The sequence below is a fragment of the Limnohabitans lacus genome, assembly GCF_030053395.1.
GTDB lineage: Bacteria > Pseudomonadota > Gammaproteobacteria > Burkholderiales > Burkholderiaceae_C > Limnohabitans_A > Limnohabitans_A lacus.
This window is the reverse complement of record NZ_JASGBH010000004.1, coordinates 96,838-111,539: the sequence shown is the minus strand read 5'-3', so window position 1 is coordinate 111,539 and position 14,702 is coordinate 96,838. Positions and strand designations below refer to the sequence as shown.

Genomic DNA, 14,702 nt, shown 5'->3' with positions numbered 1-14,702 from the left:
GGACAACAGAACATGAACCGCATTGGATTTTGGATATCCAGCCTGCTCGTGGCGTTCGCACTGCTGAGCTCCACCGTCTTCGTGGTGGACCAGCGCCAGTTTGGCGTGGTTTACGCCTTGGGCCAGATCAAGGAAGTGATCACCGAACCGGGCCTGCACTTCAAACTGCCGCCCCCCCTGCAAAACGTCAACTACATCGACAAGCGTTTGTTGACCTTGGACAGCCCCGACACCGAGCCCATGCTCACGGCTGAAAAGCAGCGCGTGGTGATCGACTGGTATGTGCGCTGGCGCATCAGCGACCCGCAGGCTTACATCCGCAACGTCGGCTTGGACGAAAAGTCCGGCGCCAACCAACTCAACCGTGTGGTGCGCAACGCCTTCCAAGAAGAGATCAACAAGCACACCGTCAAAGAATTGCTGTCCCTCAAGCGCGAAGCTCTGATGGACGACGTCAAGCGCGCCGTGCTCGAAGTGGTCAAAGGCAGCAAGCCTTGGGGCGTGGACGTGGTCGATGTGCGCATCAGCCGCGCCGATTATGTGGACGCCATCACCGAGTCGGTTTACCGCCGCATGGAGGCCGAGCGCAAGCGCGTGGCCAACGAGCTGCGTTCAACCGGTGGTGCCGAGGGCGAAAAAATCCGCGCCGATGCCGAACGTCAACGCGATGTGACCGTGGCCAATGCCTACCGCGAAGCCCAAAAAATCAAAGGGCAGGGCGATGCCCAAGCCGCACGCATTTATGCCGATTCCTTTGGCAAAGACCCTCAGTTTGCGCAGTTCTACCGCAGCCTGGAGTCCTACAAAACCACGTTTGCCAACAAGTCCGACGTGATGGTGCTCGACCCCGGCAGCTCTGACTTTTTCAAGGCCATGCGCGGCGCTGGTGCAGGCGCAGCCCCCAGAAAGTAAGTCTTGAGCGAAACCCTCCTGTTGGCTCTGGGCCTCATGCTCATCCTGGAGGGCCTGATGCCCATGGTCTCGCCGCTGCGCTGGAGGCGGCTGTTTGAGCAGCTTTTGCAGCTGCAAGACGGTCAAATCCGGTTTTTCGGACTCTTCATGGTCTTCGCAGGCTTGTTGTTGCTTTGGTCGGTTTCCTGAGCCTTGGGCCGGAAAACCGGCCTGCAAGCCGGTAAAATCTCTGTTTTAACAGTCCCCCTCCAATCCCATGTCTGCTTGGGTCCTTCCGGATCACATTGCCGATGTACTGCCCTCTGAGGCACGCCACATCGAAGAACTCCGTCGCGAACTGCTCGACACCGCCCGTGGCTATGGCTACGAGCTGGTCATGCCGCCGCTGCTGGAGCATTTGGAATCCCTGCTGACCGGCACGGGAGAAGCGCTCGACTTGCAAACCTTCAAACTGGTGGACCAATTGTCGGGCCGCACCTTGGGTTTGCGTGCTGACACCACCCCGCAAGTGGCCCGCATCGATGCGCACTTGCTCGGCCGGGCAGGGCTCACACGCCTTTGCTATTGCGGTCCTGTGCTGCACACACGACCTGCACGCCCCCACGCCACGCGTGAACCGCTGCAGCTGGGCGCCGAAATCTATGGCCACGCTGGCCCCGAAGCCGATCAGGAAGTGCTGCAACTGGCACTCGACTGCCTGCGTGCGGCCCGCGTGAGCGACTTGCAAGTGGACTTGGCCGATGCCCGCATCGTCAACAGCCTGCTGCAAGGCCAGAGCCTCTCAGACGATCAGCGCCACGACATCCACGCGGCTTTGGCCACCAAAGATGCCTCCAAGCTCGCTCGTTTGACTGCCAACTTCACCGCACAAAGCCGCGACGGCCTGCTGGCGTTGGTCACGCTTTACGGCGACAAAAACGTGCTGGACGAAGCCGCCAAGCGCCTGCCCGCGACACCCGCCATCACCGAAGCCCTGACGCAGCTGCGTTGGTTGTCAGAGCAAATCCAGGGCGCTGCGGTCAGCTTTGACCTGGGCGATTCTCGTGGCTACGCCTACTACAGCGGCATGCGCTTTGCCATCTATGCCAAGGGCGCATCCGATGCCTTGGCCCGGGGTGGCCGTTACGACGGCGTGGGCGCCGTGTTTGGTCACCGCATCGAGCGTGACCGTCCGGCCGTGGGCTTCAGCCTCGATTTGAAAGAACTGGTGGCTGCCGTATCGCCTTTGGCTTTGCGTGCTGCCATTCGTGCCCCTTGGGGCAACTCGCCTGCTTTGCGTGAGGCCATCGCTGGCCTGCGCAACCGTGGCGAGACCGTGGTCTGCGTCTTGCCCGGCCACGAAAGCGAAGTTGATGAATTCCATTGCGACCGCGAGCTCGTTGAAGCCGCCGGCCAGTGGTTGGTACAGGCTCTTTGAGAAAGAACATTTCAAGCATGAACAAGACGCAAGGCCGTAACGTGGTCGTCGTGGGCACCCAATGGGGCGACGAGGGCAAAGGCAAGTTGGTCGATTGGTTGACCGAAACCGCGCAAGGCGTGGTGCGTTTCCAAGGTGGCCACAACGCGGGCCACACCTTGGTGATCAATGGCGTGAAAACCGCCTTGCACCTGATCCCCAGCGGCATCATGCGTGCGGGCGTCAAGTGCTACGTCGGCAACGGCGTGGTGCTGTCTGTGCCCAAATTGCTCGAAGAGATCGCTGGTCTTGAAAAAGCCGGTGTTGAGGTGCGTTCGCGCTTGCGCGTGAGCGACGCTTGCCCCTTGATCTTGCCCTACCACGTGGCGCTGGATGTGGCCCGTGAAGCGGCCAAAGAAAAAGCCGGCACGGCCAAGATCGGTACCACCGGTCGCGGCATCGGGCCGGCCTACGAAGACAAAGTCGCCCGCCGCGCCATCCGCGTGCAGGACCTGAAATACCCCGAGCGTTTCGCCAACAAACTGCGCGAAAACCTGGCACTGCACAACCATGTGCTGGTCAACTTCTTGGGCGCAGCGCCTGTGGACTTTGACACCACCTACAACGACGCCATGGCCTACGCCAAAGAGCTTCTGCCCATGGTGGCCGATGTGTCGCGCGAATTGAACGACGCGCACAAAGCCGGTGCCAATTTGCTGTTCGAAGGCGCCCAAGGCACATTGCTCGACGTGGACCACGGCACTTACCCCTTTGTGACTTCCAGCAACTGCGTGGCGGGCAATGCCGCTGCAGGCTCGGGCGTGGGCCCCGGCATGCTGCACTACATCTTGGGCATCACCAAGGCGTATTGCACCCGCGTGGGGGGCGGTCCTTTCCCAACCGAACTCGACTGGGAAACCGAAGGCACCCCCGGTTACCACATGGCCACTGTCGGCGCTGAAAAAGGCACCACCACGGGTCGTGCACGCCGCTGCGGCTGGTTCGATGCGGCCTTGCTCAAGCGCAGCGCGCAGGTCAACGGCCTCACAGGTTTGTGCATCACCAAGCTTGACGTGCTCGATGGCCTCAAAGAATTGTTGCTGTGTACCGGCTACGAGCTCGACGGCGAAACCATTGACATCTTGCCCATGGGTGCCGATGAAATTGCCCGCTGCAAGCCGATTTATGAAGTCATTCCCGGCTGGACCGACAGCACCGTGGGCGTGACCGATCTGGACAAGCTGCCAGCCAACGCCCGCCAGTACCTGGCCCGCATTGCCGAAGTGACGGGCGTGCCCGTGCACATGGTGTCCACCAGCCCTGACCGCGACCACACCATTTTGTTGCACAACCCCTTCAGCGCCTGAAGCGTGGCCCCTTTTTTAAAACCTTCACTGACCCTTTGACTGGAGCAACCCCATGTTGACCGAAGACGGCAAACACCTGTACGTGAGCTACGATGAGTACCACAACCTCATCGAAAAACTCGCCATCAAGATCCACCAATCTGGCTGGGAATTCGACACCATCTTGTGCCTGGCCCGTGGCGGCATGCGCCCGGGCGACATCTTGTCGCGTGTATTCGACAAGCCTCTGGCGATCATGTCCACCAGCTCCTACCGCGCCGACGCCGGCACCGTGCAAGGTCACCTGGACATCGCCCGTTTCATCACCACCCCCAAAGGGGAGATCGCTGGCCGCGTGTTGCTGGTGGACGACTTGGCTGACACTGGCCACACCCTGCGTGCCGTGGTCGATCAGTTGAAAAACAACTACAAGCCGATCACCGAGCTGCGCTCCGCAGTGATCTGGACCAAAGGTGTGTCGACCTTCAAGCCCGATTACTCGATCGAAGACCTGCCCACAAACCCATGGATCCACCAACCTTTCGAGCCGTATGACAGCATGCGCCCCGAAAAGCTCTTGGAAAAGTGGAAAGTCTGAGTTTCCTCTGACCGCCAATCACAGCCTCCTTTTCGGAGGCTGTTTGCTTTAGGATGCCCACATGAACGACCAGCGCTCCAGCACCACCCACCTGATCCATCACCCATACCAGCCACCAGAAGGCTTTGCGGCGCCTCAGGTGGGGGTGTTCAAGGCATCCACGGTTTACTTTCCCAGCGTGGCGGCCATGCGTCAGCGCGAATGGAAAGACAAGTCGGCCTACACCTACGGCTTGCACGGCACACCCACCACCTACACCCTCGAAGAGCGCCTGTGCGCCCTAGAAGGCGGTCAGCAATGTGTGCTTGTGCCCAGCGGGCTGGCCGCGCTGGCCACGGTGGCACTGGCCCTGCTTCAAACCGGTGATGAAGTGCTGATCCCCGACAATGCTTATGGCCCCAACAAGGCCCTGGCCGAAGGCGAGTTGCGTCACTTTGGCATCACGCACCAGTTTTACGACCCGCTGGACCCTGACGATTTGTCGGCGCGCATGAACGAGCGCACGCGACTGGTGTGGATCGAGGCCCCCGGCTCGGTCAGCATGGAGTTCCCCGATCTGCCCGAGTTGGTGCGCCGATGCAAAGCGCGTGGTGTGATGTGCGCTTTGGACAACACCTGGGGCGCAGGCCTGGCCTTTGCGCCTTTTGACTTGTTGCGCGACGGTACGCTGGGCGTGGACATCAGCGCCCACGCCTTGACCAAATACCCCAGTGGCGGCGGCGATGTGCTCATGGGCAGCATCATCACGCGCGATGCCGCTTTGCACCTGAAGATCAAGCTGTGCCACATGCGCCTGGGTTTGGGTGTAGGCGCCAACGACGCCGAAGCTGTGCTGCGCGCTTTGCCCAGCATGGCCCTGCGTTATGCCGCGCACGACCGCAGCGCACGCACGCTGGCCGCTTGGTGGCAGGCACAGCCGCAATGCGCGCAGGTTTTGCACCCCGCATTCGAGTCGTCGCCAGGGCACGCCCATTGGCAACAACTGTGCGGCGATCACAGCGATTTGGCCGCTGGACTCTTCAGCGTGATGGTGGATGCGCGATACAGTCAGGCGCAGGTCGATGCTTTTTGCGATGGGCTGCGTCTTTTCAAGATCGGCTACAGCTGGGGCGGGCCGGTCAGTCTGGTCGTGCCTTACGACTTAGCAACCATGCGCAAGCGCCCCACACATCACCTTTCCAAGGGCACCTTGGTGCGCTTTTCAGTTGGGCTTGAGTCGGTGCAAGACTTGCAAGCCGACCTTCAACATTCGATGGATCTGCACCTGCCGCTTGTGTGATTTGGCGCTCTGAGGGGCGTTTTCTTGGTAGTTTCCTGACTGGTCATCCGGCCCCTTCAGGATTAGCCTTGGGGCCAACGGAGAACAGGGTATTTCATGTCTGCCAACGCCTCGCACACCGCGCCCCACGACACCCAAAATTCGGCCTTGCCCACCATGGAGGTGCCCTATGTGCCGCCCCCGCCGGTGGGCCCAAGGGCCCACATGCGCTCGCTCGGTTGGGGCAGCCCGTTTCGCTGGTTAGAGCTGGGCCGCAAAGATTTGTTCAAGCACCCCGGCATTGCGCTGTTTTACGGCGTTTGCTTTTTCCTGATGGCGCAGGTCTTGGCGCTGGTTTTCAAACACAAGCCCGAATACACCTTGTCCATGATTTCGGGCTGCCTGTTGATCGGCCCGTTTTTGGCGATGGGCCTGTACGAAGTCAGCCGCCGTCTGGAGCAGGGCGAGGTGCCCGACATGGCCTCGTCCCTCATGTGCTGGGACCAGCACATCCCCAGCATGGCCATGTTGGTCTTGGTGCTGATGGTGCTCGAACTCTTGTGGGGCAGGGCGTCGCTGGTGGTCTTTGCGGTCTTCTTTGACACCGGCATGCCGTCCACCACGGGCGTGCTAGAGGCCATCTTCAACCCCAAGAACCTCGAATTTGTGATGGTCTACCTGATGGTGGGGGGTGTTTTTGCCGCGCTGGTGTTTGGCCTGTCGGTGGTGTCGATCCCCATGATCTTGGACCGAGACACCGATGCGATTTCGGCGGTGCTCACCAGCATGCGTGTGGTGTTTTCGCATCCCGGCGTGCTTTTGTTGTGGGGCGCTTTGTTGGGTCTTTTGGTGGTGGGCGCCTTGTGGCCATGGGGCTTGGGCATCGTTTTTGTCGGCCCTTGGTTGGGCCATGCCAGCTGGCATGCCTACCGTGGCAGCGTCGAGTGGGAAGAATCAGCGCCCGAAGCTGTTACATTGGGCACCAACAAATAAAGGAGCCATCTTGGCCACACCCAACTACGGATTCGAAAAACGCCAAAAAGAACTGGCCAAGAAACGCAAAAAAGAGGACAAGCTCAAAGCCAAAGCCGAGCGCAAATCCGGCTCACCTTCAGATGACGGCACAGACATGGCAGATGCCGATCAGTCCGGTGCAACGACTTTTGCCGCACCGGCTATGGACAAGCCCGCCAGCTGAGCTTTCAAGCCCTGGGGCCTTGCACCTTCAGACCTGGCCCTGCACCATCTGATGCGCCAAGGCTTGCATGTGCGCCAGCGAGTGACTCTCTGGCGCGACCACTGGGGCCTTGCTGTAATGCTGAAAATTCTTGCCGGTGGACGTTTCGTAACCTGGGTCGTAATGCAGGTTCAGCAAATCGGCCACCACTTCGCGCATCTGGCCCCGCGCAATCTTTTCTTTCCAGCCATCCACCACGGCTTTGCCACGCAAGGCAACCAAGCGCTCTAACCGGTCGATGAAAAACGCCGCATCTTGCGTGAAGAAGGCATAGTCCTCCATCAGCAGATCGACGCGGCTGTCCAGTGACAGTTCCATGCGGATGCAGGGGCTGGCCCGCATGGCCACCATCAACTCGGCGGGCACCGTCAAGTTGCCGACTTTTTTGCTCTCAGCTTCCACGTAAACCGGCCGCGCCGGGTCAAAGCGGCGCAGTGCATCCCACACTTGGGTGTCGAAAGCTTTTTGCGTGGGTTGATCCTGGCCCGGAATCAAACCCAGCACCGAGCTGCGGTGCACGGCAATCGCTTCCAGATCCAGCACCTGAGCGCCTTCTTGGGCCAAGGCCTGCAACAAACGGGTTTTGCCCGAGCCAGTGGGGCCGCACAAGACCTGAAACTGCAAACGCTGCGCTTGGCGCGGCGTGTCTTCCATGACTTCTTTGCGAAAGGCCTTGTAGCCGCCTTCGATCAGGTGCACCTTGAAGCCGATCTGCCCCAGGATCAGCGCCAGCGAATTGCTGCGCTTGCCGCCGCGCCAGCAATAAATCAATGGCTGCCAGTTCTTGGGCTTGTCCATCACCTTGGTTTCGATGTGCTGGGCGATGTTTTTGGCCACCAGCGCAGCACCTATTTTTTGCGCCTCGAAGGGGCTGACCTGCTTGTACAAAGTGCCTACGCGGATGCGCTCTTCGTTGTTCAGCGATGGCCAGCTTTGGGCATTGGGCAAATGGTCTTCGGCATGCTCGCCTTCGGACCGGGCGTCCAGGATGGCATCGAACTGGTCGAGTTTGGCCATGGCATCAAAGGCCGAAATCAGGTGAACACTCATTTCAATTGTTTCTTCAGGGCGGGCCAAACATTGGCCAGCAGTTGCGGCTGAGCCGATTCGTTGGGGTGGATGCGGTCGGCCTGGAACCATTTGAGCGGGTCGGCATCGTCGCCCACACCGCGCAAAAAGAAGGGCACCAAGCCCGCTTTCGATTGCTTGGCCAGCTGCACGTACATGGCGGCAAACTGCCGGTTCATGTCGGGCCCGTAGTTGGGCGGCATTTGCATGCCCAGCAGCAGCACCTGGGCGCCGGCGGCTTGGGCTTGCGAGACCATGGCTTGCAGATTGTCTTGGGTCATGGCCAGGGGCAAACCGCGCAAGGCGTCGTTGCCACCCAGCTCGATCACCACGTGGCTGGGTTGGTGCTTTTGCAGCAAGGCAGGCAGCCGCGAGCGTCCGCCAGAGGTGGTGTCGCCACTGATGCTGGCGTTGACGAGTTCGGCCGGGTATTTTTCTTGGGCCAGCTTTTGCGCCAGCAATTTGACCCAGCCTGTGCCCCGCGCTAGGCCGTACTCGGCACTCAGCGAGTCGCCCAGCACCAAAATGCGCGTGGGCTTGGTGGCCCCTGCGGACGCGCCAAAGCCCTGACCCACGAGGGCCAGCACGCTCAGGGTAAAGTGGCGACGTCTCAACAAAGGTGTGTGCATGCCTGAATCCATCATTGCCGTTCGTGGCGTTTCCAAAAGCGTTCAAGACGCCAGCGGGTCGCTGGACATTTTGCGCGATATCGAATTCTCGCTTCACGCGGGGGAAACAGCCGCCATTGTCGGTGCTTCCGGCTCGGGCAAAAGCACCTTGCTGGCCATCATGGCCGGACTGGACACGCCCAGCATCGGCCAAGTGGTGTTGGCCGGTCAATCGATGTTTGAATTGAACGAAGACCAACGCGCCGCTTTGCGCGCCAGCCATGTGGGCTTTGTGTTTCAGAGCTTTCAGCTCATGCCCAATCTGACCGCGCTTGAAAACGTGATGCTGCCGCTGGAGTTGGCGGGACGGCCTGACGCCCGCAGCACCGCCTCCGCCATGCTGCAACGTGTGGGCTTGGGCGAGCGGCTCAAGCACTTGCCCAAAGTGCTCAGTGGCGGCGAACAGCAGCGCGTGGCCCTGGCCCGTGCTTTTGTGGTGCAACCTGCGCTGTTGTTGGCCGATGAGCCCACGGGCAGCCTGGACCACGCGACCGGCCAAGCCATCATGGACCTGATGTTTGCGCTCAATCGGGAGCAGGGCACCACCTTGGTCTTGGTCACGCACGACCGGCAAGTGGCTGCGCGTTGCGAGCGCATGCTGGTCATTGAAGCCGGTCGGCTCACCGAAACTTCTGTGGCCAAGGCCTGAAGTCTTGCTGCTGTGGGTGTCTGCGCAGCGGACAAACGATAATGGCTGCATGTCATCTCACAAAGTGCTGTACGGCTTTCATGCCGTAGGCGTTCGCCTCAAGATCGCCCCCCAATCCATCATCGAAATCCATTTCGAGGTCACGCGCCGTGACGCCCGCATGCGGCAGTTCATCGACAAGGCCCGCGACTCGGGCATGCGCATGGTTGAATCCGACAACGAACGCTTGGCCAAATTGGCCGGCGGTCACGGCCACCAGGGCGTGGTGGCGCTGGTGGCACCCATTCCGCAAAACCACTCGCTGGACGATTTGCTCGACACCATCGAAGGCCCGCCACTGCTCTTGGTGCTGGACGGCGTGACCGATCCGCACAACCTGGGCGCTTGCCTGCGGGTGGCCGATGGGGCAGGGGCCCACGCGGTGATCGCACCCAAAGACCATGCCGCCGGCATCAACGCCACCGTGGCCAAAGTGGCCAGTGGCGCCGCCGAGACCATGCCGTATTTCATGGTGACCAATCTGGCCCGCACCTTGGGAGAGCTCAAGGAACGCAGCATCTGGATCGTGGGCACCAGCGGCGATGCGCCGCGCACCGTCTACCAATCGGACCTCAAGGGCCCCACGGCCTTGGTGCTGGGCGCCGAAGGCCCGGGCATGCGCCAGCTGACCCGCAAGACCTGCGATGAACTGGTCAGCATCCCGATGCAAGGCGCCGTGGAAAGTCTGAACGTGTCGGTGGCCAGTGGTGTGTGCTTGTACGAGGCGCTGCGCCAGCGCACTTGATAGGGCGGTTGCGCTGTTTGTCGCAGCTGAAGCTCCAAACTACCGATAGACACAGGGTTTTGCAGGTCGGCGGCTTCAGCACCGACATGTTTTTTTCTAAACGCATGAAAGGGAGTTTGCCGTGTCCAACAAAATCAAAAACATCGCGCTGATCACCACCGTGGCCGCCGCCAGCTTGCTGGCCGGCTGCACCCAAGAGCAGCAAAACAAAATCAGCCGTGACATTCAGAACTGGACCGGCACCAACGGTGTGCTCGAGGTCTATGCCGGTGACAAGGTGGTGCGCCGCTTTTTGAAAGTGGACAAGATCAGCACCGCGCTGGGCACCGACGACAAGATGCCCCGTGCTTACCGCTATGGCTATGGCGTGCTCGATGAAAACCTGAACATGCAGGTGGACGAGGGTGAGAAAAAGGTCTATTTCGAGATCAGTGATTACTCGAACACGGTGTTCTTCGAGAACCCGCGCTGAGCCTCAGACCCAGCCCAGCCCACCCAGCACGGCTCCCGCCGCAATGAGCCACAGCATGTGGACCTTGGTGCGCCAGACCACCAGCGTGGTCACCGCGGTGAGCACATACAGCGGCCAGTCGCGGGCGGGCTGGTTGTGGCTCAGTGTCAATAGCCACGAGGTGGCCAAGAGCAAAGCGATCACGATGGGGGCCATGCCCGACTTGAAGGCCCGGATGCCGAGCATCTCGCGGTGCTGGTGCGCCCAGCGCGTGGCCGTGTAGGTCAAGATGGAAGAGGGCAGCATGATGCCCAGCATGGCCACCACCACCCCCAAGCTGGCCAGACCCACGCTCATCCAGCCCCCGCCTTGGCTGGCTGCAGCGTTCATGCCCACCTGCCAACCCATCAGGGCCACAAACAAAATGTTGGGCCCCGGCGCCGATTGCGCCAGCGCGATCGACGAGGTGAATTGGCTGTCGCTCAGCCAATGGGTTTCGTCCACCAGATAGCGGTGCATGTCGGGCGCTGTGGTGATGGCGCCGCCCACCGCCAGCAGCGACAGCGAAGCAAAGTGCTCAAACATGCTCCACCAGTCGGCGGCGCTCAGGTTCAAAACGGGGTTCATCTGGCCCCCTTAGCCGCCGCCCGCGCCAGCTGCACATAAGCCCAGCCGCAGCCCAAAAGGCCCATGCCCAGCAGCACCCAGGCCAGGGGCCAGCGCATCACGCCCACGCCCACAAAACTCAGCACCGCCAAGCCTATGCACACCGGCATGCCCATCGGGTTGGTTTTGAGGGCGCTGATCAATTTGAGCCCCACCGCCGCGATCAGCCCGGCCGAGACCGCACCCATGCCGCGCAGAGCGCCCTGTGCCCATGCGGCATCCGATACACCGCCAAAGGCGATGGCCAGCAGCAACACCACGATCAAAGGCGCCGTCAACATGCCTGCCAAACCCGCCAGCGCACCTGCCAAGCCAAAGTAACGCCCGCCAATCATCAGCGACAAATTGACCACATTGGGCCCCGGCATGATCTGCGCCACGGCCCAGTCCTCGACGAATTGCTCCTTGCTCATCCAGCGCTTTTCTTCGACCAACACGCGCTGCACCACGGCCAGCACGCCGCCAAAGCCTTGCAAGGCCAGCCAGGTGAAGGACAAAAACAAGTCCATTTTGGACTTGGGGCGGTTCAAGAGTGATGGTTCAGACATGGGGCGCATTCTCCGAATCGAGCCAGCCCAACTGCCCCTGACCTTTGTCGCCTAAGCGCTGCACCAAGGCAGGCGCATCGGTCTCGGGCATCGTCCAGTGCAGCGTCACCACGCTGCCGTGCGAGACCTCTTGCAGCTGCGCCTGCGCCAGCTCCAATTCGCGGCGCACCAAGCCTTCGAGCGCATAAGGCACGCTGCAAGCCAAATGGGCTTGTTGGATCAAAGGGATCTTGTCTGCCCTCAGCAAGGCTTGCGCCACCGCGTCGGTGTAGGCCCTGACCAGGCCGCCCGCACCCAGCTTGACGCCGCCAAAATAACGCACCACCGAGGCCATCACGCCTTGCAAATCTTGGTGACGCAGCACGTCCAGCATGGGCCGGCCTGCGGTGCCGCCGGGCTCGCCATCGTCGTTGGCGGCCGACTGGCCACCGGCCAGCAGCGCCCAGCACACATGGGCCGCATCGGGGTGTTCGGCCTTGAGCTGGGCCACACGCGCTTGGGCCGCCTCGCGCCCGGGCATGGGCTCGACGCAGGCGATGAATCGGCTTTTTTTGATGACCAGCTCGTGGTGAGCGGGGGTGGCGAGGGAAAACGGCATGGCTTGAGGATAACTGAGCCCTTGTTGATGACAGGGTGGATGGTCCAGTGCGCCGCACGACAGGCCCCAAACCCCTACACTAGGGGGCTACCCCCAGCCTGATCTCATGAACGCCTTCACCGACGTCTCCTTTTTCCCGCGCGATGCCAAGCCACTGACCAGTTACCGCAAGTACTGGGCGCAGCGCTTTGGTACGGCCCCGTTTTTGCCGATGAGCCGCGAGGAAATGACCCAACTGGGCTGGGACAGCTGCGACATCATTCTGGTCACGGGCGATGCTTACGTGGACCACCCCAGTTTCGGCATGGCCGTGATCGGCCGCATGCTGGAAAACCAGGGTTTTCGAGTCGGCATCATCGCCCAACCCGACTGGACCAGCGCCGAGGCTTTTAAGGCTTTGGGCCAACCCAACCTGTTTTGGGGCGTGACCAGCGGCAACATGGACTCCATGATCAACCGCTACACGGCGGATCGCAAAATCCGCAGCGACGACGCTTACACCCCGGGTGACGTGGGCGGCAAACGGCCCGACCGCGCAGCCATCGTCTACAGCCAGCGCTGCCGAGAAGCTTTTCCTGAAGTGCCGATCGTGCTGGGCGGCATCGAAGGCAGCTTGCGACGCATCGCGCACTACGACTACTGGTCTGACAAAGTCCGCCGCTCGGTGGTGGTGGACAGCAAATGCGACTTGCTCTTGTACGGCAACGCCGAGCGGGCGATTGTAGAGATCGCCCACCGCCTGGCCGCCCGCGAGCCCGTGCAGCAAATCACCGATGTGCGCGGCACCGCCTTTGTGCGCCGGGAAACGCCAGAGGGTTGGTTTGAGATCGACTCCACCAGCGTGGACACGCCCGGACACGTCGAGGCGCACATCAACCCGTATTTGATGATCTCGGACCAGGCGCGGGAGCAGGGTGCGACCTGTGCGCGTGAGGAAGAGGCCAAGGAAGTGGCCGAGGGCGAAAACCAGAAGGTGCAGACCTTGAAGTTCGTGCCCAACGCCGCCAACAGCAGCACGGCTTCCATCGCTGGCAGGCCAGCTCCCACAGAAAAGCCCGTTGATGTGGGAGCCAGCTTGCTGGCGATCAACACGGGTGCGTCACTGCTTCGCGGCAAAGGCACCCACAAAGTCCCGCCCCGCGACAAAAGCGTGATCCGCCTGCCCAGCTACGAGCAAGTCAAGCAAGACGCCGTGCTGTATGCCCACGCCAACCGCGTGCTGCACCTGGAAACCAACCCCGGCAACGCCCGTTGCCTGGTGCAAGCACACGGGGAGGGCACTACCGCTCGGGACGTGTGGATCACGCCGCCGCCCATCCCGCTCACCACCGCTGAGATGGACTTGGTGTTTGACCTGCCGTATGCCCGCAGCCCGCACCCGCGTTATGCCGACGAAAACGGCAGCCACGACCACGCGACCAAAATCCCCGCCTGGGAAATGATCCGCTTTTCCGTGAACATCATGCGCGGCTGCTTTGGCGGCTGCACCTTTTGCTCCATCACCGAGCACGAAGGCCGCATCATCCAAAGCCGGTCTGAGGAATCCATCATCCGCGAGGTGGAAGACATCCGCGACAAGGTCAAAGGCTTTACGGGTGTCATCTCTGACCTGGGCGGCCCCACGGCCAACATGTACCGCCTGGGCTGCCGCAGCCCCGAGATCGAATCGGCCTGCCGCAAACCCAGCTGCGTGTTCCCGGGCATCTGCCAGAACCTGACCACCGACCACGGCCCGCTGATCAACATGTACCGCCGGGCGCGCAACCTCAAGGGCATCAAAAAGATCTTGATCGGCTCTGGCTTGCGTTACGACTTGGCCGTGCAGTCGCCCGAGTATGTGAAAGAACTGGTGCAGCACCATGTGGGCGGCTACCTGAAAATCGCGCCCGAGCACACCGAGGGCGGCCCGCTGTCCAAGATGATGAAGCCGGGCATCGGCACTTACGACCGCTTCAAGTCGATGTTTGACAAGTACAGCGAAGAAGTGGGCAAAAAGCAGTTCCTCATCCCGTACTTCATCGCCGCCCATCCGGGCACGAGCGACGAAGACATGATGAACCTGGCCATCTGGCTCAAAAAGAACGGTTTCAGGGCCGACCAGGTGCAAACCTTCTACCCCAGCCCCATGGCCACGGCCACGGCCATGTACCACTCCACCCGCAATCCGCTGCGCAAAATCACCCGCGACAGCGAAAAAGTGGACGTGGTCAAAGGCGACAAACGCCGCCGCTTGCACAAAGCGTTTTTGCGCTACCACGACGCAAACAACTGGCCCTTGCTGCGTGAAGCTCTCAAGGCCATGGGCCGGGCGGATTTGATCGGCAATGGCAAACACCATTTGATTCCCAACTGGCAGCCGCTTGCCGAAGAGGGCTACCAAAGTGCCCGACGCAAAAACAGCACGGGTGCGGGGGGCAAGTCCTCTGTGTCTTTGTCTACTGCGCCCAAGCGCTTGGGACAACCCAAAAAAGGCCAGCTGCTGACTCAGCACACGGGTTTGCCGCCACGCAAGAAAAGCTGACG

17 protein-coding genes are annotated in these 14,702 nt (G+C 61.2%); 12 read left to right on the top strand and 5 right to left on the bottom strand.

The annotated features are described in order from the left end of the window. Positions 1 to 12: 12 nt before the first annotated feature. The 8 genes from hflC to QLQ16_RS07060 all read left to right on the top strand — a co-directional run bounded on the left by hflC (position 13) and on the right by QLQ16_RS07060 (position 6,708). Positions 13 to 912, top strand: coding sequence for a protease modulator HflC (gene hflC, locus QLQ16_RS07095; RefSeq protein WP_283223998.1), 900 nt, complete (start codon positions 13 to 15; stop codon positions 910 to 912). Between the two features lie 3 nt (positions 913 to 915). After that, complete coding sequence (locus QLQ16_RS07090) at positions 916 to 1,101, top strand: DUF2065 domain-containing protein (RefSeq protein WP_283223997.1); 186 nt, start codon at positions 916 to 918, stop codon at positions 1,099 to 1,101. Between the two features lie 67 nt (positions 1,102 to 1,168). Further along, a complete protein-coding gene (locus QLQ16_RS07085) occupies positions 1,169 to 2,329 on the top strand; it encodes an ATP phosphoribosyltransferase regulatory subunit (RefSeq protein WP_283223996.1) in 1,161 nt (386 codons plus the stop codon). Positions 2,330 to 2,346: 17 nt separating this feature from the next. Next, positions 2,347 to 3,675 carry an adenylosuccinate synthase gene (locus QLQ16_RS07080; RefSeq protein ID WP_283223995.1) on the top strand — a complete coding sequence of 443 codons (1,329 nt, stop codon included), beginning with the start codon at positions 2,347 to 2,349 and terminating at the stop codon, positions 3,673 to 3,675. A 52-nt stretch (positions 3,676 to 3,727) separates the two neighbouring features. After that, on the top strand, positions 3,728 to 4,252 hold the full coding sequence (locus tag QLQ16_RS07075) for a phosphoribosyltransferase (RefSeq protein WP_283223994.1): 525 nt from the start codon (positions 3,728 to 3,730) through the stop codon (positions 4,250 to 4,252). Positions 4,253 to 4,313: 61 nt separating this feature from the next. Further along, the gene (locus QLQ16_RS07070; protein ID WP_283223993.1) at positions 4,314 to 5,531 is read left to right on the top strand and encodes a PLP-dependent transferase; all 1,218 of its coding nucleotides are present in this window, start codon (positions 4,314 to 4,316) and stop codon (positions 5,529 to 5,531) included. Positions 5,532 to 5,627: 96 nt separating this feature from the next. Continuing rightward, the gene (locus QLQ16_RS07065; RefSeq protein ID WP_283223992.1) at positions 5,628 to 6,503 is read left to right on the top strand and encodes a DUF2189 domain-containing protein; all 876 of its coding nucleotides are present in this window, start codon (positions 5,628 to 5,630) and stop codon (positions 6,501 to 6,503) included. 10 nt (positions 6,504 to 6,513) lie between these two features. Continuing rightward, positions 6,514 to 6,708: a hypothetical protein gene (locus tag QLQ16_RS07060; RefSeq protein ID WP_283223991.1), complete on the top strand. Its 195-nt coding sequence runs from the start codon at positions 6,514 to 6,516 to the stop codon at positions 6,706 to 6,708. A 27-nt stretch (positions 6,709 to 6,735) separates the two neighbouring features. Here QLQ16_RS07060 and mnmH read toward each other — a convergent pair whose 3' ends face one another. After that, positions 6,736 to 7,797, bottom strand: coding sequence for a tRNA 2-selenouridine(34) synthase MnmH (gene mnmH / locus QLQ16_RS07055; protein WP_283223990.1), 1,062 nt, complete (start codon positions 7,795 to 7,797; stop codon positions 6,736 to 6,738). Beyond that, positions 7,794 to 8,444, bottom strand: coding sequence for an arylesterase (locus tag QLQ16_RS07050; RefSeq protein WP_283223989.1), 651 nt, complete (start codon positions 8,442 to 8,444; stop codon positions 7,794 to 7,796). Before QLQ16_RS07050 ends, mnmH begins: the two co-directional genes overlap by 4 nt. Here QLQ16_RS07050 and QLQ16_RS07045 point away from each other — a divergent pair. From QLQ16_RS07045 to QLQ16_RS07035, 3 genes are all read left to right on the top strand, one after another. Continuing rightward, positions 8,443 to 9,132, top strand: a complete 690-nt coding sequence (locus tag QLQ16_RS07045; protein WP_283223988.1) for an ABC transporter ATP-binding protein — start codon at positions 8,443 to 8,445, stop codon at positions 9,130 to 9,132. The two genes, QLQ16_RS07050 and QLQ16_RS07045, sit on opposite strands and share 2 nt — an antisense overlap. A gap of 49 nt (positions 9,133 to 9,181) precedes the next feature. Then, complete coding sequence (gene rlmB, locus QLQ16_RS07040) at positions 9,182 to 9,916, top strand: 23S rRNA (guanosine(2251)-2'-O)-methyltransferase RlmB (RefSeq protein ID WP_283223987.1); 735 nt, start codon at positions 9,182 to 9,184, stop codon at positions 9,914 to 9,916. A 121-nt stretch (positions 9,917 to 10,037) separates the two neighbouring features. Next, positions 10,038 to 10,388, top strand: a complete 351-nt coding sequence (locus tag QLQ16_RS07035) for a hypothetical protein (RefSeq protein WP_283223986.1) — start codon at positions 10,038 to 10,040, stop codon at positions 10,386 to 10,388. A 3-nt stretch (positions 10,389 to 10,391) separates the two neighbouring features. Here QLQ16_RS07035 and QLQ16_RS07030 read toward each other — a convergent pair whose 3' ends face one another. From QLQ16_RS07030 to QLQ16_RS07020, 3 genes are read right to left on the bottom strand one after another with little or no spacing between them, the layout of a single operon-like run. Beyond that, positions 10,392 to 10,994 (bottom strand): chromate transporter, encoded by a 603-nt coding sequence (locus tag QLQ16_RS07030; RefSeq protein WP_283223985.1) that lies wholly within the window; start codon positions 10,992 to 10,994, stop codon positions 10,392 to 10,394. Then, positions 10,991 to 11,581 (bottom strand): chromate transporter, encoded by a 591-nt coding sequence (locus tag QLQ16_RS07025; protein WP_283223984.1) that lies wholly within the window; start codon positions 11,579 to 11,581, stop codon positions 10,991 to 10,993. Before QLQ16_RS07025 ends, QLQ16_RS07030 begins: the two co-directional genes overlap by 4 nt. After that, positions 11,574 to 12,179 carry an IMPACT family protein gene (locus tag QLQ16_RS07020; protein ID WP_283223983.1) on the bottom strand — a complete coding sequence of 202 codons (606 nt, stop codon included), beginning with the start codon at positions 12,177 to 12,179 and terminating at the stop codon, positions 11,574 to 11,576. The genes QLQ16_RS07025 and QLQ16_RS07020 overlap by 8 nt, the downstream gene beginning before the upstream one ends. 106 nt (positions 12,180 to 12,285) lie before the next feature. On the opposite strand from QLQ16_RS07020, the gene QLQ16_RS07015 reads away from it, so the two are divergent. Then, positions 12,286 to 14,700 carry a YgiQ family radical SAM protein gene (locus QLQ16_RS07015; RefSeq protein ID WP_283223982.1) on the top strand — a complete coding sequence of 805 codons (2,415 nt, stop codon included), beginning with the start codon at positions 12,286 to 12,288 and terminating at the stop codon, positions 14,698 to 14,700. The last annotated feature ends 2 nt before the right edge of the window (positions 14,701 to 14,702 follow it).

Excerpts from the sequence above, each read along its gene's own strand:
- QLQ16_RS07050 (WP_283223989.1), bottom strand. The coding sequence starts at position 8,444 with ATGCACACACCTTTGTTGAGACGTCGCCACTTTACCCTGAGCGTGCTG.
- hflC (WP_283223998.1), top strand. The coding sequence starts at position 13 with ATGAACCGCATTGGATTTTGGATATCCAGCCTGCTCGTGGCGTTCGCA.
- QLQ16_RS07020 (WP_283223983.1), bottom strand. The coding sequence starts at position 12,179 with ATGCCGTTTTCCCTCGCCACCCCCGCTCACCACGAGCTGGTCATCAAA.
- QLQ16_RS07030 (WP_283223985.1), bottom strand. The coding sequence starts at position 10,994 with ATGAACCCCGTTTTGAACCTGAGCGCCGCCGACTGGTGGAGCATGTTT.
- mnmH (WP_283223990.1), bottom strand. The coding sequence starts at position 7,797 with ATGAGTGTTCACCTGATTTCGGCCTTTGATGCCATGGCCAAACTCGAC.
- QLQ16_RS07085 (WP_283223996.1), top strand. The coding sequence starts at position 1,169 with ATGTCTGCTTGGGTCCTTCCGGATCACATTGCCGATGTACTGCCCTCT.
- QLQ16_RS07065 (WP_283223992.1), top strand. The coding sequence starts at position 5,628 with ATGTCTGCCAACGCCTCGCACACCGCGCCCCACGACACCCAAAATTCG.
- rlmB (WP_283223987.1), top strand. The coding sequence starts at position 9,182 with ATGTCATCTCACAAAGTGCTGTACGGCTTTCATGCCGTAGGCGTTCGC.
- QLQ16_RS07025 (WP_283223984.1), bottom strand. The coding sequence starts at position 11,581 with ATGTCTGAACCATCACTCTTGAACCGCCCCAAGTCCAAAATGGACTTG.
- QLQ16_RS07070 (WP_283223993.1), top strand. The coding sequence starts at position 4,314 with ATGAACGACCAGCGCTCCAGCACCACCCACCTGATCCATCACCCATAC.
- QLQ16_RS07080 (WP_283223995.1), top strand. The coding sequence starts at position 2,347 with ATGAACAAGACGCAAGGCCGTAACGTGGTCGTCGTGGGCACCCAATGG.
- QLQ16_RS07045 (WP_283223988.1), top strand. The coding sequence starts at position 8,443 with ATGCCTGAATCCATCATTGCCGTTCGTGGCGTTTCCAAAAGCGTTCAA.
- QLQ16_RS07075 (WP_283223994.1), top strand. The coding sequence starts at position 3,728 with ATGTTGACCGAAGACGGCAAACACCTGTACGTGAGCTACGATGAGTAC.
- QLQ16_RS07015 (WP_283223982.1), top strand. The coding sequence starts at position 12,286 with ATGAACGCCTTCACCGACGTCTCCTTTTTCCCGCGCGATGCCAAGCCA.